Consider the following 22999-nt stretch of genomic DNA (forward strand, 5'->3'; position numbering starts at 1 on the left):
AAGAAATCTAAACCCGGTGCCGCCACCGTGGCGGCACCGTGGCGGCACCGCGTTCAGTCTCTGTCCTGCGCGAACGCCCGATTGGGAGCGCGGCGGTGGCCGGTTTCACCAGCTCGCTCCATTGGATGCATTGCATCCCCCTTACCCTCGTGTCCGTACGGCCGAGCAGTTCCGCGGCGAGTTCGATGCTGGCGTTGTCGTTGACTGCGGTCGCGACCGTGCAGCGGAGCATGTGCAGGGTCACATCGTCGTTCCCCGCTCCCCCGAGCACCTGTCGAACCAGAAAGTCCCGGAGACCCTTGAGTTTCCGGGACATTTTGGTGGGCTGATCGCGAAACCCGTCAGGTCGCGGATCACGGAAGTTGACGAGATGCATTTTCCTCCACGACTCGCGGGATCTTCCTCCAACAGGCACGCAGAGCCGCATGTCCGATGAGGTATGTCCCTGTTCGCCGAACTCTCCCTGACGTTCCTCACTCCCCTGGCGGACTTGACTACGACGGTGACCCGACGCTCGGGCCTGCCGTACTTCCTCTTGTGAGCAGGCCGCTGGGACGTAACCAAATCCCACTGCGATCGCTGGCCGCGCATCGGAAGCCGATGCGGCGAACCGTTCAGCCAGTTAGCCCAGCGAGCGCCCATCTTGAGCAGGCACGATGTCGAGGTGCCGCAAGTCACTGTCAATGTCGATCTTTCACTTCGGTCTCTGCTGCCCAGGCGAGACCGGGGGGACCACGTCGTCCGTGACGCCGCTCCCACAGAAACGGTGGCCCATCTCCTGCAAGTCTTGGGCGTGCCGGTGACCGAAGTCGGGTCCGCATCCGTGGATGGTCACAAGATCGGCCACGAGGCACTTCGTACGACACACATCGGAAACTCGTCAGCGGTCGACGTCGAATCTCGGGAACGACCGCAGCCGAGCTCCGGTCTTTTCCTGCTCGACGTACACCTCGGCACGCTGACGCGACGGATGCGGCTACTCGGCCTCGATGCGGCCTATGAACCTGATGACGATGACTCCAAGCTTGCCGCCCGTTCCGCAACCGAGCAACGGGAGCTGCTCACCCGAGATCGCGGACTGCTCTTCCGCAAAACCGTGCACGACGGTGCGCTCATCCGTTCAGGCGACGTGGACGCGCAGCTGGACGACGTCCTCAGTCGCTTCGCCCCGCGACTCGCGCCGTGGACGCGGTGCCTGCGCTGCGGGGCGCTCCTCGCAGAGGTGCCCGCCGCAGAGGTCGCGGCCCAGCTCGAGCCAGGAACCCTCCGCACCTATCGCTCGTTTTCGCGGTGCACCAATTGTGATTGGGTGTACTGGCGCGGCGCGCACAGCCAACGACTTGAGGCGCTCGTGCGTCAGGCCACCAGACACGAGCCAGGAGTAAGTTCCTCGCGGTAGCCGACAACATCGTCGACTCATGGCGAGGAACAGGAGACGAAGCTCGGCCCAGTACACGAGCGCCATGCACCGATGCTAGCTGCGGAGCACACAGATGTTCGGAATCACGCAGCGACCAGAGTTGCCCTGATCCCCGCATGGGCGATGGGAACTGGGCGACCGAGACGCGTTCTGGACGGTCCCGCTATGGCCAGAGCCGTCGCGACGTCCATTCGGTACCGTGACGTTGGTACTGAATCCGCAGGTGGTTGCGGGTGGCGTCCCCTTGCCAGAACTCGATTGAGATGGGTCGCAGCCGCCAAACTGTCCATCCGGCTGAGGTCTGCTCCGGGTCATGCTTGAGGCGTTGACGGGCCTCCTCGATCAAGTGAATGACGCTCGAGGGTTCGCGAATGGCGTCGCTTTGCGTGCCGGCCAACGCGATTGCCCGGGCTCCGACACCGCGCTCCCGAAAGTCCTTTACGCTCTCGTCGACTGAGGCGACTTCAATGTGTCCGCGGAGGCGAATCGATCTGATCTGAGACGACCAGTAGAACGTCAGCGCCGCGACAGGATTCGCGTGCAGTTGAGAGCCCTTGACGCTACTGATCCCGCTTGCGAACGCCCAGCAGCCGTCTTCGGTCACGTCTTTCAGGATCAGGACCCGCGCATCGGGGATTCCGTCTGCGCCGAGGGTTGAGAGCGTCATCGCATGAGGTTCAGGAACACGGGCGTCGACGGCGTCTCGAAACCAGTCGATGAAAAGCGCGCGAGGGTCGAGAGGAATGTGCTCCACATCGAACGTGGGAGCCGTTCCCACCAAGCTCTTGAGTTGGCCCAGCTCGTCTCGCATCTGCGTCATCCGTACAGCGTGGCACGCTCTCGTTCGGCCAAGAAATCAGACCGATAGAGGTGCCGTTTGCCCCACTTGACACCAGCCCCGAACACTCGAGCGGATCACGAGGTGATCGCGAACTCACACGGACCCGATTCGCCGCCGACTCGAGCACCCTCCAGGTTGACTACTACCGACTCGATGGGACTCTTCTGGCCAGTAATCGTCGCGATGTCCTGAACCCCGGCACCCTGGGCGGTCGCTCAGTCGTGCTCTGCGACAGGGCCGGTCGACCGGTGAGGTCCTGGGGGTCGATCTGGGGGCTCTACCGGTTCTGGCTCGATCGACTGCGCGGGGGCACCCCGTCACAACCTTGCCGCATTCGATGCCGTCGTCGTCCTCACCCGTCGTCAGCAGTCCGATATCGAACAGCTGCTCGGGCCGGTGCCCAATTTGACTGTGATCCCCAACAGCACTGACCTGAGCGTCAACACTGAGGTTTCGGTCACTCGCCCCGTGGGACATGGCGTTGTCATCTCCCGGCTGAGTGAATTGAAACGGGTTGACCATGCCGTGCGCGCCACCATCGCCGCAGCCGGAGCCAGCACTCAACCCGTATCGCTCGACATCTACGGGGATGGTGACCAGCGCCCCGCACTCGAACAGCTAATCCAGGCGCAGGGTCGGTCGGATCTGATTCGGATGCATGGACACCGTGATGATGCTCGAGCGAACCTCGCCTCAGCATCGTTCTTGCTCCTCACCTCACGATCCGAGGCGTTTGCGCTTGTTCTTCTTGAGAGTATGGCCGCGGGCTGTATCCCCATCGCCTACGACGTCCCCTACGGGCCCGCCGATATCATCACCCACGGCCGCAACGGATTCCTGGTGCCGGCAGGCGACGAGGCCGCCCTCACCGAAACGATCCTGACACTGCAGCGTCTGAAACCCGCGCAGGTGACCAGGATGCGACAGAACGCGCAGCGCACAGCCCGAAAATTCTCCGATCTCGCCGTTACCCGGCTCTGGGCTCGACAAAATTCAGCGCGCCATGCGGCGAAAACTCAAGCACGCCAGCAGCTCATAGCCTCGTACGTGAGCTCAGCTCGATCGCGAGTGTCGCGTCCGTCCCCTTCGGACTCTGCGTGCTCGCACGTGCGTCCGCCGGCATCAGCCATTCAGGCTGCGTGCCCGCGGGCAGCGCATTCATGCTGCGTGCCCGCGGCCACACGGCGCCTAGCCGATTGGACCAGACGTGAGGATCCCACCTCGCGTGGTGTCCACCGATACCGTCACCACCAAGGGTGCGGCGGCACGGACTGTGAGATTTTTCACAGAGTGTCGGCGACGCGCCGAAATTGAGCAGTAATCTCCAGTTACGAGGGGAAAAACATGACGATCGTCCCTACGGACGCTGTTCAGGGGCTGAGTTCGGCCGACGTCGCCGAGAGGGTCGCCAACGGCCAGACCAACGCTTTCAAAGACGCGTCAAGCCGCAGCGCGTGGAGCATCATCCGCGCCAACACGTTCACCCTGTTCAACGCGATAATCGGTGCGTGCTTCCTCGTACTGCTTCTGCTCGGCCGGTGGCAGGATGCCCTGTTCGGTTTCAGCGCGATCGCAAACATGGTCATCGGCTCGGTTCAGGAATTCCGTGCCAAGGCAGCCCTCGACAGGCTCGCACTCCTGCATGCACCGTCTGCTCGAGTAGTGCGGAATTCTGAAGTCGCTGAGATCGCAGTCGCCGACGTCGTGCTCGGCGACCTGCTCGTTCTACGCGCCGGGGACCAGGTGGCGGCCGACGCCGCGGTCACGGTTGCCACGCGCCTCCAGCTCGACGAATCGATGCTCACCGGCGAATCCGACCCGATCGACAAAATGGCAGACGCCGACGTGCTCTCGGGGTCGATCGTCGTCGGTGGCGAAGGGAACGCTGTCGTCACTCGCGTCGGCGCGGACTCCTTCGCCAATCAACTGGCCACGGAGGCAAAGAAGTTCTCGCTTGTCACGAGCGAGCTGCGAACATCCATCAACAAGGTCCTGAAATGGTTGACCTGGGTGATCGGCCCCATCTCACTACTCGTCTTGAATGCCCAGATGTTCGTGTATGGCGGATGGTCGACGGCGATCGCAAGTGGCCACTGGCGAGAGGCGGCAGTGAACACCATCGCCGCCGTCGTCGCAATGATCCCGCTCGGCCTGGTGCTGATGACCAGCATCGCGTTCGCGTTCGGAGCGCTGAAGCTGGCCACACAGCAGGTGCTCGTCCAGGAGCTGCCGGCGGTCGAGGGCCTCGCCCGCATTGACGTGATCTGTCTCGACAAGACCGGCACGCTCACCGAGGGCGACATCGTCTTCGACGCCGCGCATCCGGTGCCAACAACCCCGCCGACCGGATGGGATCGCGTGCTTGCCTGGTACGGGTCGGAACCCGACGCGAATGCCACCGCCCGCTGCCTCACTGCCGCGTTCACTGTGCAACCGGGCTCGGATCCGGATGCCCGCATCCCGTTCTCATCTGCCCGCAAATGGAGCGCCGTCTCGTTCGGCGACGCCGAGTCGGGCACCTGGATACTGGGTGGACCGGAAATGGTCTTCCCTGCGCGCACCGGCGAAGCCCCGAGTAACACGGAGTTGCGGCGACAGGCGGTCGAGTTGGCGGCATCCGGGCGGCGCACGCTCGTCCTCGCGCGCATACCGCAGCGACTCTCCGATGACGATGTCCAGGCCGAGCGATTGCCGGGAGCGCCTACGCCGGTCACCCTTCTCACCTTCCAGGAGCGCATACGGCCTGACGCTCGCGAGACCCTTGCTTACTTCGCCAATCAGGGCGTGACGGTGCGCGTCATCTCGGGCGACAACCCGGAGACCGTAGCGGCCATCGCGCGCGAGGTGGGACTCGACGCACCGCACGGATACGACGCGCGAGAACTCCCTGAAGACCAAACACAGCTGGCCGAAATCCTCGAAAACACCGTCGTCTTCGGCCGAGTGACTCCGGCACAGAAAAAGGCCATGGTCCAGGCACTCCAGACAGCAGGCCATACCGTTGCGATGACCGGCGACGGGGTCAACGACGCGCTCGCGATCAAGGAAGCCGACATCGGCATCGCAATGGAGTCCGGTTCAGCCGCCACGAAAGCGGTCGCCCGCATCGTGCTCCTCGACAGTAAGTTCTCCCACCTGCCCCGGGTTGTCGCCGAGGGCCGGCAGGTGATCGCGAACATCGAACGGGTATCGATGCTCTTCCTCACCAAGACGGCCTACGCGACCGCGCTTGCCGTCATCTTCGGGGCGCTCCTGCTCGAATTCCCGTTCCTTCCCCGGCAACTGGCGCTTACTGACGGACTCACCATTGGTATTCCGGCGTTCTTCCTCGCCCTCATGCCCAATACCCGGCGCTATATCCCCGGGTTCTTGAACCGGGCGCTGAGCTTCGCCGTCCCCGCTGGCCTGGTGATCGCAGTCGCGCTTGCACTATATTCATTGGCTGCGACCAGCGCCGGCATCAACATAGACGAGTTGCGCACCGGCTCCACCCTCATCCTCACTGTTGTCGGGCTGTGGGTGCTGATCGTTCTGTCGCGTCCGATTGACGGATGGAAAATCCTGATCATCGGCTCGATGCTCATCGGACTGATTCTGGCCTACTCGATACCGCTCGCGCGTCACTTTTTTGTGCTGGTCGACCTGTCGCTGACGACGGCATTGCTGGTGCTCGTGGTGTCGACTCTGACGATCGGCGCGATCGAGATCATCCGGTTCGTGCACCGCCGCTACGTGCGAAGAAGCGTGCAACGCGCCCCGTCCACATCACCACAACGATCCCCGCGCTAAGGAACAGGTCGACGAGTCGAAACCACATGTCGTCCGGATCAAGCACCAAGACAAGCCCCCCGAGCACGAACGAGATCGAGAACAGAACGGTCAGCAAGATACGTGCATCGCGTCGTCCACGTGTAAGACCAGAGGCGAGCGCGATCACGAATAGCCCCAGGAGCACGGTCGCAGCACCGACGATCGTGACGATCGAGCCGACAGACGAGTGCTCCAAGTTCGGCAGATAGCGAATGAACATCAGCAGGATGCCCAGCAATATCCCCAAAACGCCCACGACGTACGTGAGCACCGTTGCCGCGACAAGCTCGACCGGCGGCTCGGTCGGTGCCACGTTCGACATACGAGCATCCTATGATGTGACTCTTCGAACCGCACCGGCAACGACAACGAATTGCCGGGAGGCCGGGCAGAAATCAGAAACCGGCGCGCATCATTCGTGCTGACGCAGCATGCTCGTAACTCGACGATTCCAAGGCAGCACTGGGGTGAGCCTGCTGTTCGGACGGGATCGACCCGGCCGAAATTGCGCAGACCACTCCACGTGGGCCATCGGGACTACTCCTCGCGCTTGGCCTCGTTCACGATCCGCTTCGTGAAATCGTCGGTGAGCCGAGAAGTCTCAGACTTCTTCTCGGCGAGATTCTCGGTGGTCACGGACTCCCATTCGGCGGCCAACCGGTCCTCGAGGTCTTGAATCTGGACTCGGATCGCCTCGTTTGACTGCTCGTTCGCGGTACGGACCACACGCACCGCGTTGTCGATGATCCGCCGCTCCAGCAGCACCACGATGCCCACCAATAGCAGCGTGGTACCGACGTTGGCCAGCACGCCGGCGAGATAGCCCAGGTGCGAAGCGGCAGGTGCCGCGAACCACCCGATCATGATGGCGATAAGTCCCAGCACGATGCATACGAAGAACCAGCCCCAGCGAATGCGGAAGCGGGTGGGGGTCGATCTTTCGCTCATGCCGCCAGCGTAGACGGTCGGCGGGGTCCGTAATGGGCCAGCCGACGACTCCGAGATCGCCCCGTGACCCGCGAGGTTCTTCGCGAATCAGAGCCGAACCCATAACGACGCCCCCACGAGGAACAGCACTTCCGATCCATGACGTTGTGGAGTTGTATGGCGCTGTCGATCGTTCAATTCGCGCACGAGACAGCTGCACACGCAACTGATGAGTGAGCGACTGCGGAACTGAGGTGGCTCCTATGTTGGACCTCTTGTGCGTTGTCGGGATTCTCGCGCTGGCCGCCATCGTCGGCCTGATCGGCAAAGGAATTGAGAAGCTGTGATCTTCTTCAACATTCTCGCTGCCCTGCTGGCTGTCGCCTCGATCGGCTATCTGATCTACGCGTTGCTCAAGCCGGAGAAGTTCTAAATGACTCTCTGGCTGTTCCTCGCCCAGCTCGCTGCGCTCATCCTTCTACTCGGCCTGTGCTATCGACCACTCGGCGACTACATGGCCGCCACGTTCACGAGCACACACGATCTGAAAATAGAGCGCGGGTTCTACCGACTTGTCGGAGTCGACCCGTCGGGGAGTCAGAGCTGGCCGCTCTACCTACGCAGTGTGCTCGCATTCTCGACCCTCGGCATCCTGCTGCTCTACGGCTTGCAACGCGCGCAAGCGGTTCTGCCCTACTCACTCGGGCTGCCGGCGGTCCCGGAGGGGCTCTCCTTCAACACCGCGATCTCGTTCGTCACCAACACTAACTGGCAGTCGTATTCGCCCGAGGTCACCGTGGGCTACACCGTTCAGATGGCGGGCCTTGCCGTGCAGAACTTTCTCGCCGCCGCCGTGGGGCTTGCCGTCGGCATTGCCTTGATCCGCGGATTCGCCTCCGTGCGATCGACGACGATCGGCTCAATGTGGGTGGATGTCACGCGCGCGATAGTGCGCATCTTGCTCCCAATCTCGCTGATCTCCGCGGTCATCTTGATTGTCGGCGGCACGATTCAGAACTTCAACGGGTTCGAACACATCACCTCCCTGACCGGAACCCCGGCGACGATCCCGGGCGGCCCCGTCGCCTCTCAGGAGGCGATCAAGCTGCTCGGCAACAACGGCGGCGGGTTCTTCAACGTCAACTCGGCGCATCCGTTTGAGAATCCGACGGCCTGGACCAGTCTCGTCGAGATTTTTCTGCTGCTGCTCATCCCGATCTCGCTTCCGCGCACCTTCGGCAAGATGGTGGGCGACAACCGCCAAGGTTACGCAGTGCTCTCCGCGATGGGGGTTATCCTGCTGACTTCGCTCACCGCGTTGACCCTGTTCGAACTGCAGGGAAGCGGCGTCGCAACCCAGGCCGCGGGCGGTGCGATGGAAGGCAAGGAGCAACGATTCGGTATCCTCGGCTCCACCTTGTTCGGCACCGCCACGACTCTTACCTCGACCGGCGCCGTCAACTCGATGCACGACAGTTATACGCCGCTCGGCGGCATGATGACAATGCTCAACATGATGACCGGCGAGGTGGCGCCGGGCGGCATCGGGGCGGGAATCTACGGCATCCTGATCGTGGCAATCGTCGCCGTCTTCCTGGCGGGGCTGATGGTCGGGCGCACACCCGAGTATCTCGGCAAGAAGATCGGCTCACGCGAGATCAAACTGGCGAGCCTCTATATCCTGACCACCCCCGTCCTCGTGCTCCTGGGCGTCGGGCTGAGCTTCGCGATCCCGGCGATCGAAGAGAACGTCGCATCAGTGTCGATTCTGAACCCCGGCCCCCATGGCTTTTCCGAGGTGCTCTACGCGTTCACCTCGGCGGGGAACAACAACGGATCGGCGTTCGCCGGTCTGACTGCGAATACCCCCTGGCTGAACGCCGCACTCGGGGCAGTGATGTTTCTTGGCCGACTCCTGCCGATCGTCTTCGTGCTCGCGTTGGCCGGCTCCCTCGCCGCGCAAGACAAAGTACCCGAAACCTCCGGAACTCTCCCCACCCACAAACCACTTTTTGTCGCCTTGCTCATCGGGACCATCGTGATCGTCACCGCACTGACCTATTTCCCGGTACTGGCCCTCGGACCGCTGGCGGAAGGACTCCACTAATGTCCACGCCCACACTCGCCGCATCCCCGACCGAACGCCAGCGGCCGGGCCCGAAGAACGCGCAAGCTCCCTTCAGTCTGAAGCAGCTGATCAACGGACTCCCCGGCGCGTTCAGAAAGCTCAGCCCGATCGAGATGTGGCACAACCCGGTCATGTTCATCGTTGAGATCGGCGCCCTGCTGACCACGGTGCTGGCCATCGCTCAGCCCTATCTCAGCCAGTCTGCTAGCTCATCGACGCCGTCGCTCGCCTTCACCTGGTCGATCGCGGTGTGGCTCTGGCTGACCGTGCTGTTTGCAACCCTTGCTGAATCAGTTGCCGAAGGGCGCGGCAAGGCCCAAGCGGCAAGCTTGCGTAAGACACGCACGACCACCAACGCGAACCTCGTCGTCGAGTACAACGATCAGAGCGATCCGGATGCGTCGCACGCGACGACGAAGCAGATTGCGTCGGCAGACTTGTCACTGGGCGACGTGGTCATCATCACAGCCGGTGAGCTCGTCCCCGGCGATGGTGACATCGTCTGGGGCATCGCTTCGATCGACGAGTCGGCCATCACCGGGGAGTCGGCCCCCGTCATCCGTGAATCCGGTGGGGACCGCAGCGCCGTTACCGGCGGCACCCGTGTGCTGTCAGACCGAATCGTTGTGCGCATTGCGAGCCGGCCGGGCGAGTCTTTCGTCGACCGGATGATTCAATTGGTCGAGGGTGCATCCCGTCAGAAGACGCCGAACGAGATAGCTCTGAACATTCTGTTGGCCAGTCTGACAATCATCTTCGTCGTCGTCGTGCTGGTGCTTGGCCCCGTCGCAGCCTTCGCGGATGCCGCGGCCAGCGTTCCCGTTCTCGTCGCACTGTTGGTCTGTTTGATTCCGACCACGATCGGCGCCCTGCTCTCGGCGATCGGAATCGCCGGAATGGACCGGCTGATCCAACGCAATGTGCTGGCGATGTCGGGCCGGGCCGTCGAGGCGGCCGGCGATGTCACGACGCTTCTCCTCGACAAGACCGGAACCATCACCTACGGAAATCGCCAGGCAACCGAGTTCCTCACCGTTGGTGGGGCCGACCAGCAGCAACTGATCGAGGCAGCGTCGCTGGCCTCGATCAGCGACCCCACTCCCGAGGGCTCTTCGGTCGTGGCGCTCGCGCAGAAACTCGGCTTCGAACAGACCGGCACGCTTGGTGGTGACGTCGTGCCGTTCAGCGCACAGACGCGCATGAGCGGGGTCGATTTTCGTGATGGACATCAGATTCGCAAGGGTGCGGCAGCGTCGGTCATCGCCTGGGCGCAAGAGGTCGCCCCTGTTTCGTAACCGGTGTTGGATGACCTCGCCGAGCACGTCAATCGGATCTCTGCGGTGGGTGGCACTCCGCTGGCGGTGGCGTCGAAGAGTGAAACCGGAGTCGTCACGATTCACGGCGTCATCTACCTGAAGGATGTGGTCAAAGCCGGACTCGCAACCCGGTTTGCTGACCTGCGACGCATGGGCATCCGCACCGTCATGATCACCGGCGACAACCCGCTCACGGCAAAAGCGATCGCCGCCGAAGCGGGCGTCGACGACTTTCTCGCCGAGTCGACTCCGGAGGACAAGCTGGCTCTGATCAGACGCGAGCAAGTGGGCGGAAGCCTCGTCGCGATGACCGGCGACGGAACCAACGACGCGCCGGCTTTGGCTCAGGCGGACGTCGGTGTGGCGATGAACACGGGAACGTCGGCGGCCAAGGAGGCCGGCAATATGGTCGATCTCGACTCCGACCCGACGAAGCTGATCGACATCGTCGGCATCGGCAAACAACTGCTGATTACCCGCGGCGCTCTGACGACGTTCTCGATCGCCAACGATGTCGCGAAGTACTTTGCGATCATCCCCGCCATGTTCGTCGCAACATTTCCGGGGCTGGAAACGATCAACATCATGCGGCTGCATTCGCCGTCTTCGGCGATCCTCTCGGCCGTGATCTTCAACGCGATCATCATCCTGGCGCTGATCCCACTGGCGCTGCGCGGTGTGCCCTACCGTCCGACCTCGGCCTCACTGCTGCTGCGCAGCAACTTGCTGATCTACGGCGTGGGCGGAATCATTGCGCCCTTCATCGGAATCAAACTGATCGACCTTCTGATTGGTTTGTTGCCAGGGTTCTAACGACTACTTTGACTGACTTGGGCGACGAGAAAGACGGGATTGGAGACGGATCATGAAGTCACCGCGTGGTGCTGTACGGCAATATTGGGCTTCTCTGCGTGCGCTTCTCGTCTTCACCCTGGTTCTCGGCATCGGTTATCCGCTCGTCGTCACGGCGATCGGCCAACTGGCATTCAACGCGCAGTCGAACGGCTCGACAGTCAGTTCGCAGGGTGCCGTCGTGGGTTCGAGCCTCATCGGCCAGTCGTTCACCGACTCTGAGGGCAATCCGTTGCCGCAGTGGTTTCAGTCGCGCCCCTCGGCCGCCGGCACTGGCTACGACGCAGGAAGCTCGAGCGGCAGCAACCTGGGGCCGAACAATCCGGACCTCCTGAAGGTGATCCTGGAGCGCAAGGCATCCATCTCAATGCTCGACCGTGTGTCAGCCGGTCGCATTCCGGCCGACGCAGTGACGGCGTCCGGTTCCGGGCTCGACCCGCACATCTCGACCGACTACGCGATGCTGCAAGTCGCCGCCGTGGCCGCGGCACGCCATCTCAACCCGGGCATTGTCGCGAAGCTTGTCGCCTCGCAGACGCAGGCGCGGGATCTCGGTTTTCTCGGCGAGCCGACGATCAACGTTCTACAACTGAACATCGCACTGGCCCAGCTCAATCCGGCGGGCAACGGCTGAGCGGTTCCGGAGAAGCATTGCCGATGAGGAGCCAGAATGGCGCCATGCTCCGAAACCGTCGACCACCCGACAAAACAAGAAACCATCGCTGACTTCGAGCTTGATGGAAGCTTCAAGACGCTCCTGCTCTAATGAGAACGTAGTTGATTCCGTCCGGGCCATAGTCGCGGCTGTCTCCAAGCCAGACCCCCTCGATGACCGATCCAGCAACACTCTTCGGGTCGACCAGCACAGCGGGAATCTGGCCATGCCTGTTCACCGGCACGCGCGTCTCGACGTAACGAAATGAGATTCGGGTCAGGTACAACCTGACGATGGTTGAGCCCGTTATGTTCATCATTTCCTTTGGCGTGTTGCTTTCTCGCGCGTCGACGGTGCCTGAGTCGCCCGAGCCGCAGTCGCATGAGGAGTCACGTGAGAGCCATCCGGTACTTGCACGCTGCGTGGGAGTTCACGTTGGTTGTTTGGAAGACGGTTGCCTCAGCAGGGAGCCTGCGACGTGCGTACCGATACGGCGACCCCACTTTGCATAGGTGCGGGATGTGAGGTCGGAGGCGGCATCTAATGGAATCATTGGCGTATTTGTTTGTGCGCAGATTCGACTGGTCTCGACATTGAGCGTTCGCGCGTGCCTCCCGGTTATCCGGCGAACGAGCGGGGCGAGAGGCCTTGCCAAATGCAGACTGGCGGCGCTCGTCACGAACACGGATGATGCATCCGTGGATTTCAGGGCGTGCACGAGGGCGGTCATGTTGCGCCGCCAACTGCGGCGACTAGTGAGGCAAAAAGCGTCGGTTGTTGCGAGCATGAGCACGATGGAGTCATAGCCTTCGACGTCAATATCGCCGAGGCGTTTGCGGGTCGAGCGAGCCGACGCGGCCGGCTGTGCCACGACAGTCACCACAACTCCGCCCTCGATCTGTCCGGACAGGTGTCTGGCCAGATGTCCGCCGATTCCCAGTTGGTGGGTCCGCACGCCGAAACCGGCCGCGGGGCCGTCGCCAATTACGAGGATACGGGCGGGGCCGGTTCCGGCGATGGTGATCTCGGATGGCCCTGTCGGGTATCGCCATTCGTGTTGCTCCTGCGCCTTCGCTTTGAACCATCCCCAGAAAAGTGGACCCAGCACCATGTGCTGACATTGCCGCAACCGATGTGAAACTGACTGGCATAACTGACGTTTGGGCGCGTGCACGAGTGTTCTACGACTTTCAGTGGCGTTGCGGGAGGGTACCGGTGCGTACGGAGGTCCTTGCCGTTCGGTACTACGGCTGCAGTCAACGACTCGGGACACTTCCATCAATGACACTGCGCTTGGGGATGGGACGGCCAGAGGTGGTGTCAACTACCGCGTGTGCGGGGATGTCGCGACCATGGCGACCTCCAGACGCGTCGAAGCGCGCGCCGGAGACGGTCCCACTGGCGAGCGTCCGGCTGCTCCGCCTCAAGTCTCGGCTCTGCGCCGGACTCGAAGGCGATCCAACCACACTGATCGCAGATGCGAATGAAGCGATGAACGGCGAGGCCCATTCCAAAGAACTCGTTGTCGGCAAGGCGAGTCCGCGCTTGACATTTCGGGCACTGCATCATGACGTCTGTCCTGTCCTTTGCTGTTGGCCGCTGGAATCGCTCCTGGCAGATCCGCGTTCAGACGGGGCCGACGAAGTCCCCGGCGATGTCCTTCCAAAGCTAAGGGTCCGCAGGTGCGCACGAAATCCGAAACGCGCGGCGTACGTGATCCCATTCACGCGAGACGTAGCGGCCCCAGGGCCTACGGAGCTTCTCTACGCGAGAATCGAGATATGCAGTCGACATTTCGTAAGGCGTTCAGTCGTCATCCCGTCGTCTCCTCCCGAGACCTCGATGTGGCGCGACAGGCGCTGAGCGAGGTGTACTTACCGGTGGACTTCCCGTCGGCATCCGCTTCGACCTCCCTCGACATGTCCCTGAACGCAATCAAGATTGGACGCGTGACTGTCGGGTACCTGGAGTTCGGGGTCGCCATGCGAATTCAGACCGGTGAAGCCGCGAACTACCATGTCGACATCCCCGTCGCAGGCAGGGCGAGGATGCAAGCCGGCCCTCGTGACCCGGTGTACGCAACTCCACAGACCGCCGCAATTTTCGCTCCCGGTCTTCCCGTCGATCTCGACTGTGACGACGAATTCGCCCAGATCGCCCTCATGCTCCCGAAGGTTGAACTGCGGTTCGAACTGGAGAGCCTTCTTGGACGCAACCTCGGGACACCGCTGGAGTTTTCAATGGCCCTGGACCTAGCCTCTGCGGCCGGAGGCACAGTGCTGCAGGCACTCCGACTCATCAATGCCGCGTCAGACCAAGCGGACGGGATGCTCCAGCACCCGCTCGCGGCGCACCGTCTTGAACAAGCATTGGTGCATAGTCTGCTGTTCGCTCAACCTCACAACTACTCCGAAATTCTTCGGGCCGCTCCGCCGCTCGCGGGCGCGCGTGCAGTGTCTGAGGCGGTGGAACTGATGCGTGCCCGCCCGGCTCACGCGTGGACTGCGGCCGAACTCGCCGCCGCTTCCTCGACGAGCGTACGCAGCCTGCAGCAGAACTTCCGCAGTTCACTTGGCACCTCCCCCCTGCAATACCTTCGCGACTTGAGGCTTGAGGAGGTGCGCAAGGAGCTTCTGGCCGCCGAGCCTGGTACCGCGACCGTGACGCAGGTAGCAGCACGATGGGGTTTTGTTCATCTTGGCCGCTTTGCGGCCGCATACCGAAAACGATTCGCCGAACGCCCGTCAGACACCTTGAGGCGCTAATCGCCCCTCAAGAAGCTGGGTTCAGGCTTGATTTGCTCATCCCTTCGGGGCATGGTGTCTCCGGGGCAGTTGACGACATGCTGACCATTGTGAATGCGGCGAGGATCTACGGGTAGGTTTCGGAAGGAACCAGCCAACAGGCTGACATCAAGTCGCGGAAAGCTAGTCCTCCACATGCCCTCAGGGAAACACCTGAGGAGTTCCTCTTGCACGCATTTCATCGGTACGGTATGGCCGCTGTCGCCGTGGCTACTTGCGCTCTCGTGGTCTCAACCGGAGCTTGGCATCTGGGTGCTCCGAGTGCCACAGTGAGTCAGATCGTGATCGCGGACACAGCAGCCGGCCGGCCCGTTGCCGCGGATTCTCCCTCGCCGGTCCCGCCGCCGGCCGCTGAACCGTCGACGACGGATGCTCAGCCTCCCTCAACCTCGTCTGACTCGAGTTCGTACCCTGTGCCAGCCGCCCCAGCGGTACTCCTCGGCGAACGTGGATTAGAAGCCCAACTTGCATGGGTGTCAGAGAACGCTTGGACGAAGAATTATTCGTGGGGTCACTCCTACATCCCAAATGAAGACTGCGCCAACTTCGCGTCCCGATCGCTTCTGATCCGAGGTCTTCCGGAAAATGTGCTCCACATTTCGTCAACGAAGCTTCGGAACTGGCTGACTGGGCACGGGTACGTCGAAACACCGGACTCCCCTGCAGCGCGCGGCGCCGTGAAAGTCGGCGACATCATCCAGTTCGACTGGCAGCCTTCCGCCTCGAACCCGTCCGACCGTGATCACACCGGCATCGTCACCAAAATAGAAACCGGAGTAGACGGCACCATCACCGTTCGGTACACCGCCCACACCGACCCAGACAACGACCCGAAAGTCGACCAGAGCATCGAGGCGTCACTGGCCGACTATGGCCATGACATCAACGGACTGGTGTACTTCATCAGCATCCCCTGAGGCCGGCCGTACGTCAGTACGTGTTGGCTTCAGTGAGTTTGTGAGCAACGAACGTGGCTTCTGAGATTGCCTGCTGCCGCGTGTCATCGTTCGGCACCGTCTCGAGGATGTCCTCGATCGTCCAGTACGTAGAATCCTCGCCGGTTTCTTCGGCGAACTCACGATCAGCCGCTTCAGCCGCATGCCGGCGAGCTCCTCGGCGGCCCGGACTGTTCAAAGGGAGGAAGATTGACGTCGTGAAGATTCTCTCGATTCAGTCCGCCGTCGCATTCGGCCACGTTGGCAACTCGGCGGCGGTGTTCCCCCTCCAGCGCATCGGAGTCGAGGTGCTGCCGGTCAACACGGTGAACTTCTCGAACCACACGGGGTATGGCGCGTGGCGCGGATCCCTCATCGCACCCGAGGATGTGCACGATGTGATCCTCGGCATCGAGGAACGTGGCGTGCTCCCCCAGATCGACGTGGTGCTCTCGGGTTACCAGGGCGGCACCGGGATCGGCGACGTCATCGTGGATGCGGTGCGGCGGGTGAAAGCGGCGAACCCCTCGGCCATCTACGCGTGTGACCCCGTGATGGGCAACGCGAAGTCCGGGTGCTTCGTGGCGCCCGAGATCCCCGACCTGCTGCGGGATCGCGTGGTCCCCGTGGCCGACATCATCACTCCGAACCAGTTCGAGTTGGGATTCCTCACCGGAACCGAGCCGACGACGCTGGACTCGACGCTCGACTCCGTCGACCTTGCCCGGTCGATGGGACCGGGCACCGTTCTCGTGACGAGCGTGGAGCGCCCCGACCGCGAACCTGGCACCATCGAGATGCTCGCCGTGGATGCTGCGGGCGCGTGGATCGTGCAGACTCCCCATCTGCCGTTCAAAGCGAACGGATCGGGCGACGTCACCGCGGCGCTATTCTCGGCGCACTACCGCGCGACAGGTGACGCCGCTGTAGCGCTGGAACGGACCGCATCCAGCGTGTTCGACCTCATCGAGCTGACGCATCAGTCGGGTGAGCGAGAACTGCAGCTCGTGCAGGCTCAAGACTCCTACGCTCACCCGCGCATGCAGTTCACCGCGCAACGCGTGCGCTGAGAAATCAGACCCTTAGGACTCTGAGGGCACCATCGGCAGTTCAGCTCCGTAGTTCCAAGACAAGATGGCCGGCTGCTCGCGGTAGTAGCTGAGCACAGAGACCGATCCAGCATCCAGGGTGATTTGAGCACCGAATCGAGGGGCCAATCTCAGGTATACGGCTGTCAGAATGCGCAGGAAATGGCCGTGTGCGATCAGGGCGACATCTCCTTGCTCCAACGCGGGCAGCACTCGCGTGAGCACCCGCGATGCGCGGGCGGCGACCTCCTCGACCGTTTCACCGGGCGTTTCACCACGAATCACGCCGTGCGTAAATGCGCTCCAGTTGTAGCCGAGCTCGTTGCGGATCTCGCGCGTCGTGCGCCCCTCGTACCCGCCGTAGTCCCACTCAACGAGAAACGGGTCGACCTCGGCATGAAGACCCGCGAGCTCAGCAGTTTGCCGCGCACGCTGCAACGGCGAGGTCAGCACGAGCGAGAAATCGTATCCGGCCACTAACCGGCCCGCACCGCGGGCAAGGTCCTCTCCCCGGGCCGTGAGCGGAACATCCGTCAGCCCGGTGTGTTTGCCATCCTTCGACCACTCCGTCTCCCCATGTCGCAAGAGAATCAGTTTCCCTGAGGGGTTATCCGGAGCGGGATGGTTGGGCAGCGGATCGTTTGTGACCATACGGCAACAGTAGTATTGCGCCCCGGTTCTGATGGAGGTTCTTGATCACCGGAAAGGTTCAGAATCGTGCCAGCGTTTAAGAAATTCGGGTCGGCTCAGAATGATTCTGATGGGTAGATGATGGCCATTTGAGCCGCTTTGAGCGATACAACGACCCCGCCTAACTCTCCTCCGCGTGCCCAACGGATGCTCGTTGGGCTCCTTCCTGGGCATGTCAGGCTGGTGTCTGCGGAGACTCCCCGACCGTTGGTGGCGTTGCCGCGGGCGGCATCGCATCCGTTTCGGTCCGGGTGTGCCATGGCCGCTGACTGTGGATCGCCAGGAGCTGAGCGCCGAGACCGAACAACACCATGGCGACCCAGACAACGATGTTCAGCCACGGAATCTGCAGGGCGACGATGAGGATCACGCCGCCGACGAGCGACTTCACGACGGGATGCTGGTTTCCGCGGAACACGAGGCGTCCGATGTAATACGCGCTGAACACGAACGTCGCAAGCATGAGCACCAGCCACAGCAAAAGGCCAGCAAGCGCGAGGGGCGCGCCGATGACGGTCACCAGGAGGGCGAGCAACACAACGGGTACGGCGATGGATGCCACGAACCCCACGAGCAACGCCTTCCAGGGAGACGGGATGAGGTGGTCTGTTACCCGCTGCAACACGCGCGGAACAAGCAGGGCTGCGGCAATGGTGATGAGGCTCAAGGCGACCAGGGCGTAGAGCAGCCCGAGAAGCCAGCCGACGAATACGGCCCAAGGTGAGATCTCGACCTCGGGTGATGGCTGCCGTTCGACACGCTCCACGGTGCCGCTCACTGCGCCCGTTGCGATGCGTGCGGCGGAGTTGCTTTGATAGGTGACGTTGCCCCCGACAGTTCCGTCAATGGTGAGCTGTCCGGTGCTGACGAGCAGATCTCGGCCGATTTTCCCGGCGATCGCGACATCTCCCCCTGCGCTTACCAGATCGTTGCCGATCGATCCGGCGTCGGTGACATTCACGCTCCCCGCGAAGACTGTTCCACTGCGCGAGACGTCACCGCTGATTATGACGCTGCCCCCGGCAAGACGCACATTGCCGTCAACCGTCCCGGTGATGGTGATGTTCTGGGCTGCTGCGATCACGTCTCCCTTGATCTTGCCGCTGATCGTGACGCTCTGGCCCGACGCATACACGTCGCCGTCGACCGTACCCGAGACGTCGACGGCGAGACCGCTGTAAAACTGTGGGCCCTCGCCGTCGTTTGCTGCAGAAGCCGCAGTCGACACGGACACTGGCTTCGAGGTCGACGACGCGGCGGATGCGGCTGCTCCTGCTGGGAGAACGAGGAGCCCCGCCGCGAGAACAATGGCGGCGAGTCGCCAGGAGCGTGACAGAATTCTCATTTCGATTCCTCTCCCATACCTCGAGTGCGTCCGTGATGTCACTCGTTGAGTGTCATGGCCGGATGCTCCCGGAGCGGTTTGATTCGGTGGGCTGAATCTGGCGGGTTTCGGTCAGTGAGGAAGATACACCGATGTCGATGGTGCCGCCCGAGATGACGATTCCCCTGTGCCGCAACGCGACTGCAGCAGGAGGTTCCCCTGGCCGAGCTCGAGAACAATTGATCGGCGTCGCAGACTGCGCCTGTCTGAGTTCGATGCCTCGGGAGGAGTCTCGACCGATCTCCCCGCCTGTCTGGGTCGAAACCAACTCGTCGGATGACATTGTCCGATTCCAAGGAGAACAAGATTGGGCCGCTGCCACACATCTCCAAGGGGGTTGGTTGGTTCGTGACGCAGGTACGTGCGCCTGGTCGGCCAATCGGTCCCATCCGAAAGTCAATCAAAGGACTCGCGGCCCCATTCTTGATGAGGCGAATACGGTGTCAGAACCCTTGCAGATCAGTGCAGAGACTGATGCCGATTCGGCTCCGACATCCCACGAACCGACCGCTGATGCGTTGCTACTCGCATTCACGGGCTCTCTCGCCCGTGAACGCGAGTAGCAACGATCGGTACGCTCGTTGAGGCGCGTTCTATTTCACGTGCTGCTCGGCGGGCAATGCCCCGTCGCGCTCAGCTCGAACGAGAAGGAAACACCGTGTCTGATCAGGCAAGAATCAAAGGCCACACCGTGACCCGCACCGTGCACATCGAGGCCTCGCGCGCGAGCGTCTGGAAGGCGCTGACCGACCCCGAGGTGATGGTCAAGTGGTTCGGAGACGGTGTGGAGTTCGCCGCGCTCGAGCCCGGTGCTACTGGCAGCATCGACTGGGATGGCTACGGCAGCTTCCCGATCGAAATCACCGAAGTGGTGCCCGACGACTCGTTCGGCTTCCGTTGGTCGGGAATCCCCGCCGAAAAGCTCGACGAGTACTCGACGCATGTACGCTTCACCATCTCCGATGCTGGCACCGGGACGGATGTCACGGTGATCGAATCGGGCTTCGACACACTCCCCGGCGGCACCCGCTACCGTCGCGAACGTCTTGACCAGAACCGAGAGGGCTGGGACGTCGAACTCGACGAGCTCGTGCTCCTACTCGAGGGTGTCACCCAGTAGTTCACCATTACGGAGGAGTCGCTCGACGAGTTGGCCGCCTTGCTCGGCCGGTAGAGGATCATTTGGCAGAGCGCAGAGGATGTGCGCGAAAGTGCCGAAAAATCGTCCAGTGATTCAGCGGCCTGTGAGTTTTAGGAACAACCCGCCACGACGCCCATTAGGGGTCGCTCAGAATTGATTCTGATGGGTGAATGATGAGCAAATCCACGGCAGAATCGTGGTTTGGTGCGCCATGCCAAACGCCGCCCGGGGGCAGGGGAGCTGGCCCGCCGGGCAGGATCATGCCCGCCGGTTCTCCCGATCGGTCGCATGCCTGGCTGTCGACGTTCGACGATGCATCGGCGACGTCGGCCGGTCAAGTACCGGTCCGACGGACGTCTCGCAGCCCGCGCGAGGTTGAGCCCGACGCCCCAGACGATCGCTGCGGGATCGACCGCCACCGAGGCCACGCTCGACGCCGTGAGGCCGACGGGGCCATCGGGGGTCGATGCCGTGATGATCGCGACGCCGGCAGTGTGCGTGCGGAACGCGGCCTTGAGTCCTTCGCCGACTGGCGTCGGCACGGGCGTCCCGGTCATCGGATGGCCTCCGTCATCGGCTCCTGCTTCGCGTGTGCGAGCATCTCCGCGCGGTCGACGATCTTCGTCCGCTCACGTCCGCGTTCGGCTCCGACGCCGCGCTCTGCGGCATCGATGCGCAGCCAGCCATCGAGGTCGACTGCGTGGCTGAATCGGGTGATCAGCGCTGCGTCGCGCGAGAAGGGCTCGGCGTCGGCGAGATCGTCGACGAGGTGGCGGACGGTCTGCGCCGCGTCGGACTTCGTCGACCCGATGAGCCCGACCGGCCCGCGCTTAATCCAGCCGGTAGCATACAACCGCGGGATCGGCGCGCCCGCCGCATCCACGACTCGCCCCCCGGCGTGCGGAACGACGCCGAGATCCGCGTTGAACGGCATCCCTGGAACTGGGGTCGAGCGGTAGCCCACGGCCCGGTAGACGGCTCCGACGTCGTAGCGCAACAGCACGCCGGTGCCGACCATCCGACCCAGTTCGTCCGACGCGGTGCGCTCCATCTCGATACCGGTCACGCGATCCGTGCCCAGCAGGCGAACGGGACGCTGCCGCAGGTGCAGGTAGATGCGACGCGAGGCCGCCTGGGTCGCGGGATCGAGCGCGGCCCACTCGGTCATGGTGCGCACGATGATGCGGCGCTGCGAGAACTGCGCGATCATCCGCTCGGCGTGCTCGTCGAGGGCGAGCTCCTCCGGGTCGACGATCACGTCGACGTCGTCCTGCTCGGCGAGCTCACGCAGCTCCATCGCGGAGAAGCGCACATCGGCCGGGCCCCGCCGGGCGAACAGGTGCACATCGCGCACCGGGCTGGCGGCGAGCTGATCGAGCACGGCAGCCGGGGTGTCGGTATCCGTCAGGGCGGAGGCGTGCTTCGCCAGGATCCGGGTCACGTCGAGTGCGACGTTGCCGGCACCGAGCACCGCGACCGATTCCGCGGCGAGCGGCCAGGTGCGCGCGACATCGGGATGCCCGTCGTACCAGGCCACGAAGTCGGCGGCGCCGAAGGATCCGGGCAGGTCGATTCCGGGGATGTCGAGGCTGACATCGAGGTCGGCACCCGTCGCCACGATCACACCGTCGTACGCCGCACGGAGCTCGTCGATCTCGACGTCGACGCCGATCTCGACGTTGCAGCGCAGCCGGATGCGCGGGTTCACGAGCACATCGTGCAGGGCATCGGTGATCTTGCGGATGCGCGGATGATCCGGGGCGACGCCGTACCGAACCAGACCGTAGGGGGTCGGGAGCTTCTCGAACAAGTCAATCGAGGCGGTCGGTGCGAGGCCGAGGAGGATATCGGCGGCGTAGATTCCGGCCGGTCCTGCCCCGACGACGGCGATGCGCGGTTCGGCGACGGTCATGCGTGTTCCCCCTGTGGCTCGAGCACGGCGATGATCGGATGGTCGAATGCGAGCATCCCCGTCTTCGCGGCGCCGCCCGGCGACCCGATCTCGTCGAAGAACTCGACGTTCGCCTTGTAGTAGTCCTGCCACTCATCGGGCAGATCATCTTCGTAGTAGATGGCCTCGACCGGGCACACCGGCTCGCAGGCGCCACAATCCACGCACTCGTCCGGGTGGATGTACAGCGACCGTTCACCCTCGTAGATGCAGTCGACTGGGCACTCGTCGATGCAGGCCTTGTCCTTCACATCGACGCACGGCAGAGCGATCACATAGGTCATCGCGGGGTCTTCGTTCGGGTCACGCTGTCCTCGTTTAGGTCGATCGGCCCGCATCGGGGCCACTCGACAACTGTAAAACCTCAAGTACACTTGAGGTCAAATCAAAGGAGAGGCATCCGGATGAGTCCGCACGCACCCGACGAGCCGCTGACGATCAGTGAGATGACCAGACGCACCGGCGTCGCCGCCTCCGCCCTGCACTTCTACGAGAGTCTCGGACTCATCGCCTCGACCCGCACACCCGGCAATCAGCGTCGCTACGCCCGGCACATGCTGCGTCGGGTCTCGCTCATCACGGTCACCAAACGTCTCGGCATCCCGCTGTCCGACGTGCAGACGGCGTTCGCCGACGTGCCGCTGACCGAGACCCCGAGCCACGCCGACTGGCAGCGGGCCTCGCGGCGTTGGAAGCGGGAGCTGGAGAAGCGCCGCGAGGGCATCGAGCGCCTCGAACGCGAACTGACCGGATGCATCGGCTGCGGCTGCCTGTCGATGAAGGCGTGCGCGCTGCTCAACCCCGACGATGCTCTCGGCACCCAGGGCGTCGGCCCTCAGCGCCTGCGCGATTGACGGCTCGCCCCCTCCCGAGACATGAGCTTGGCTCGACACATCATCGACGCGGGGCTCATTGGTATCGCGCTCTGCGGGCCGCTCGCATTCGCCGGCTTCAACCGGGGCGCCACTTCTCGAGGCGCCAGCGGCCGCCTGACCCTCGACACGGAATCAGCGAACGGGCTCCCTCCATCGGGGAGGAGCCGTTCTGCGTGGCCGTA

19 protein-coding genes and 2 pseudogenes are annotated in these 22999 nt (G+C 63.0%); 12 read left to right on the forward strand and 9 right to left on the reverse strand.

From position 1 onward, the window contains the following. Positions 1–664: 664 nt before the first annotated feature. Entirely contained in the window at positions 665–1399 is a 735-nt protein-coding gene (locus AB4Y63_RS01520; protein ID WP_441789266.1) for a Mut7-C RNAse domain-containing protein, read from the forward strand. Positions 1400–1583: 184 nt separating this feature from the next. Here AB4Y63_RS01520 and AB4Y63_RS01525 read toward each other — a convergent pair whose 3' ends face one another. Continuing rightward, positions 1584–2240, reverse strand: coding sequence for a pyridoxine/pyridoxamine 5'-phosphate oxidase (locus AB4Y63_RS01525; protein ID WP_441789267.1), 657 nt, complete (start codon positions 2238–2240; stop codon positions 1584–1586). Positions 2241–2555: 315 nt separating this feature from the next. On the opposite strand from AB4Y63_RS01525, the gene AB4Y63_RS01530 reads away from it, so the two are divergent. Together AB4Y63_RS01530 and AB4Y63_RS01535 are read left to right on the forward strand one after the other, a co-directional pair. Further along, on the forward strand, positions 2556–3575 hold the full coding sequence (locus AB4Y63_RS01530) for a glycosyltransferase (RefSeq protein WP_441789329.1): 1020 nt from the start codon (positions 2556–2558) through the stop codon (positions 3573–3575). 30 nt (positions 3576–3605) lie between these two features. Then, on the forward strand, positions 3606–6050 hold the full coding sequence (locus AB4Y63_RS01535; RefSeq protein ID WP_441789268.1) for an HAD-IC family P-type ATPase: 2445 nt from the start codon (positions 3606–3608) through the stop codon (positions 6048–6050). On the opposite strand, the gene AB4Y63_RS01540 is transcribed toward AB4Y63_RS01535, so the two are convergent. Both AB4Y63_RS01540 and AB4Y63_RS01545 read right to left on the reverse strand, forming a co-directional pair. Beyond that, positions 5968–6393, reverse strand: a complete 426-nt coding sequence (locus AB4Y63_RS01540; protein ID WP_441789269.1) for a hypothetical protein — start codon at positions 6391–6393, stop codon at positions 5968–5970. The two genes, AB4Y63_RS01535 and AB4Y63_RS01540, sit on opposite strands and share 83 nt — an antisense overlap. A gap of 215 nt (positions 6394–6608) precedes the next feature. Then, positions 6609–7019 (reverse strand): hypothetical protein, encoded by a 411-nt coding sequence (locus AB4Y63_RS01545; protein ID WP_441789270.1) that lies wholly within the window; start codon positions 7017–7019, stop codon positions 6609–6611. 322 nt (positions 7020–7341) lie between these two features. Here AB4Y63_RS01545 and kdpF point away from each other — a divergent pair, with 322 nt between their 5' ends. The 4 genes and pseudogenes from kdpF (at position 7342) to kdpC (ending at position 11928) form a co-directional block, all read left to right on the forward strand. Beyond that, complete coding sequence (gene kdpF / locus AB4Y63_RS01550) at positions 7342–7431, forward strand: K(+)-transporting ATPase subunit F (RefSeq protein ID WP_441789271.1); 90 nt, start codon at positions 7342–7344, stop codon at positions 7429–7431. After that, complete coding sequence (gene kdpA, locus AB4Y63_RS01555; RefSeq protein WP_441789272.1) at positions 7432–9105, forward strand: potassium-transporting ATPase subunit KdpA; 1674 nt, start codon at positions 7432–7434, stop codon at positions 9103–9105. It begins immediately after the preceding gene. Then, positions 9105–11255 (forward strand): annotated as a pseudogene (kdpB, locus tag AB4Y63_RS01560) (potassium-transporting ATPase subunit KdpB). Before kdpA ends, kdpB begins: the two are co-directional and overlap by 1 nt. A gap of 52 nt (positions 11256–11307) precedes the next feature. After that, positions 11308–11928 (forward strand): potassium-transporting ATPase subunit KdpC, encoded by a 621-nt coding sequence (gene kdpC, locus AB4Y63_RS01565; RefSeq protein WP_441789273.1) that lies wholly within the window; start codon positions 11308–11310, stop codon positions 11926–11928. Between the two features lie 451 nt (positions 11929–12379). Here kdpC and AB4Y63_RS01570 read toward each other — a convergent pair whose 3' ends face one another. Continuing rightward, complete coding sequence (locus tag AB4Y63_RS01570; protein WP_441789274.1) at positions 12380–13060, reverse strand: hypothetical protein; 681 nt, start codon at positions 13058–13060, stop codon at positions 12380–12382. 670 nt (positions 13061–13730) lie between these two features. Here AB4Y63_RS01570 and AB4Y63_RS01575 point away from each other — a divergent pair. The 3 genes from AB4Y63_RS01575 (at position 13731) to pdxY (ending at position 16758) form a co-directional block, all read left to right on the forward strand. Beyond that, the gene (locus tag AB4Y63_RS01575; RefSeq protein ID WP_441789275.1) at positions 13731–14714 is read left to right on the forward strand and encodes an AraC family transcriptional regulator; all 984 of its coding nucleotides are present in this window, start codon (positions 13731–13733) and stop codon (positions 14712–14714) included. 716 nt (positions 14715–15430) lie between these two features. Further along, complete coding sequence (locus AB4Y63_RS01580; protein ID WP_441789276.1) at positions 15431–15670, forward strand: CHAP domain-containing protein; 240 nt, start codon at positions 15431–15433, stop codon at positions 15668–15670. Positions 15671–15906: 236 nt separating this feature from the next. After that, positions 15907–16758 (forward strand): pyridoxal kinase PdxY, encoded by an 852-nt coding sequence (pdxY, locus tag AB4Y63_RS01585; protein WP_441789277.1) that lies wholly within the window; start codon positions 15907–15909, stop codon positions 16756–16758. A 12-nt stretch (positions 16759–16770) separates the two neighbouring features. On the opposite strand, the gene AB4Y63_RS01590 is transcribed toward pdxY, so the two are convergent. Then, on the reverse strand, positions 16771–17427 hold the full coding sequence (locus AB4Y63_RS01590; RefSeq protein WP_441789278.1) for a histidine phosphatase family protein: 657 nt from the start codon (positions 17425–17427) through the stop codon (positions 16771–16773). 214 nt (positions 17428–17641) lie between these two features. Next, on the reverse strand, positions 17642–18811 hold the full coding sequence (locus tag AB4Y63_RS01595; RefSeq protein ID WP_441789279.1) for a hypothetical protein: 1170 nt from the start codon (positions 18809–18811) through the stop codon (positions 17642–17644). Positions 18812–19508: 697 nt separating this feature from the next. Between AB4Y63_RS01595 and AB4Y63_RS01600 the strand changes: the two genes are divergently transcribed. Continuing rightward, positions 19509–19970: an SRPBCC domain-containing protein gene (locus tag AB4Y63_RS01600; protein ID WP_441789280.1), complete on the forward strand. Its 462-nt coding sequence runs from the start codon at positions 19509–19511 to the stop codon at positions 19968–19970. Positions 19971–20374: 404 nt separating this feature from the next. Here the strand turns inward: AB4Y63_RS01600 and AB4Y63_RS01605 are convergent. From AB4Y63_RS01605 to fdxA, 3 genes and pseudogenes are all read right to left on the reverse strand, one after another. Then, a pseudogene (locus AB4Y63_RS01605) lies at positions 20375–20548 on the reverse strand (flavin reductase); the annotation flags it as partial. Further along, a complete protein-coding gene (locus AB4Y63_RS01610; protein WP_441789281.1) occupies positions 20545–21903 on the reverse strand; it encodes an FAD-dependent oxidoreductase in 1359 nt (452 codons plus the stop codon). The pseudogene AB4Y63_RS01605 and the gene AB4Y63_RS01610, both read right to left, overlap by 4 nt. After that, entirely contained in the window at positions 21900–22226 is a 327-nt protein-coding gene (gene fdxA / locus AB4Y63_RS01615) for a ferredoxin (RefSeq protein WP_441789282.1), read from the reverse strand. The genes AB4Y63_RS01610 and fdxA overlap by 4 nt, the downstream gene beginning before the upstream one ends. Before the next feature lie 120 nt (positions 22227–22346). On the opposite strand from fdxA, the gene soxR reads away from it, so the two are divergent. After that, positions 22347–22796 carry a redox-sensitive transcriptional activator SoxR gene (gene soxR / locus AB4Y63_RS01620; protein ID WP_441789283.1) on the forward strand — a complete coding sequence of 150 codons (450 nt, stop codon included), beginning with the start codon at positions 22347–22349 and terminating at the stop codon, positions 22794–22796. Positions 22797–22999: the final 203 nt, after the last annotated feature.

It is taken from the genome of Leifsonia sp. YAF41, from assembly GCF_052113185.1.
In the GTDB taxonomy this organism is placed as follows: Bacteria; Actinomycetota; Actinomycetes; order Actinomycetales; family Microbacteriaceae; genus Cryobacterium.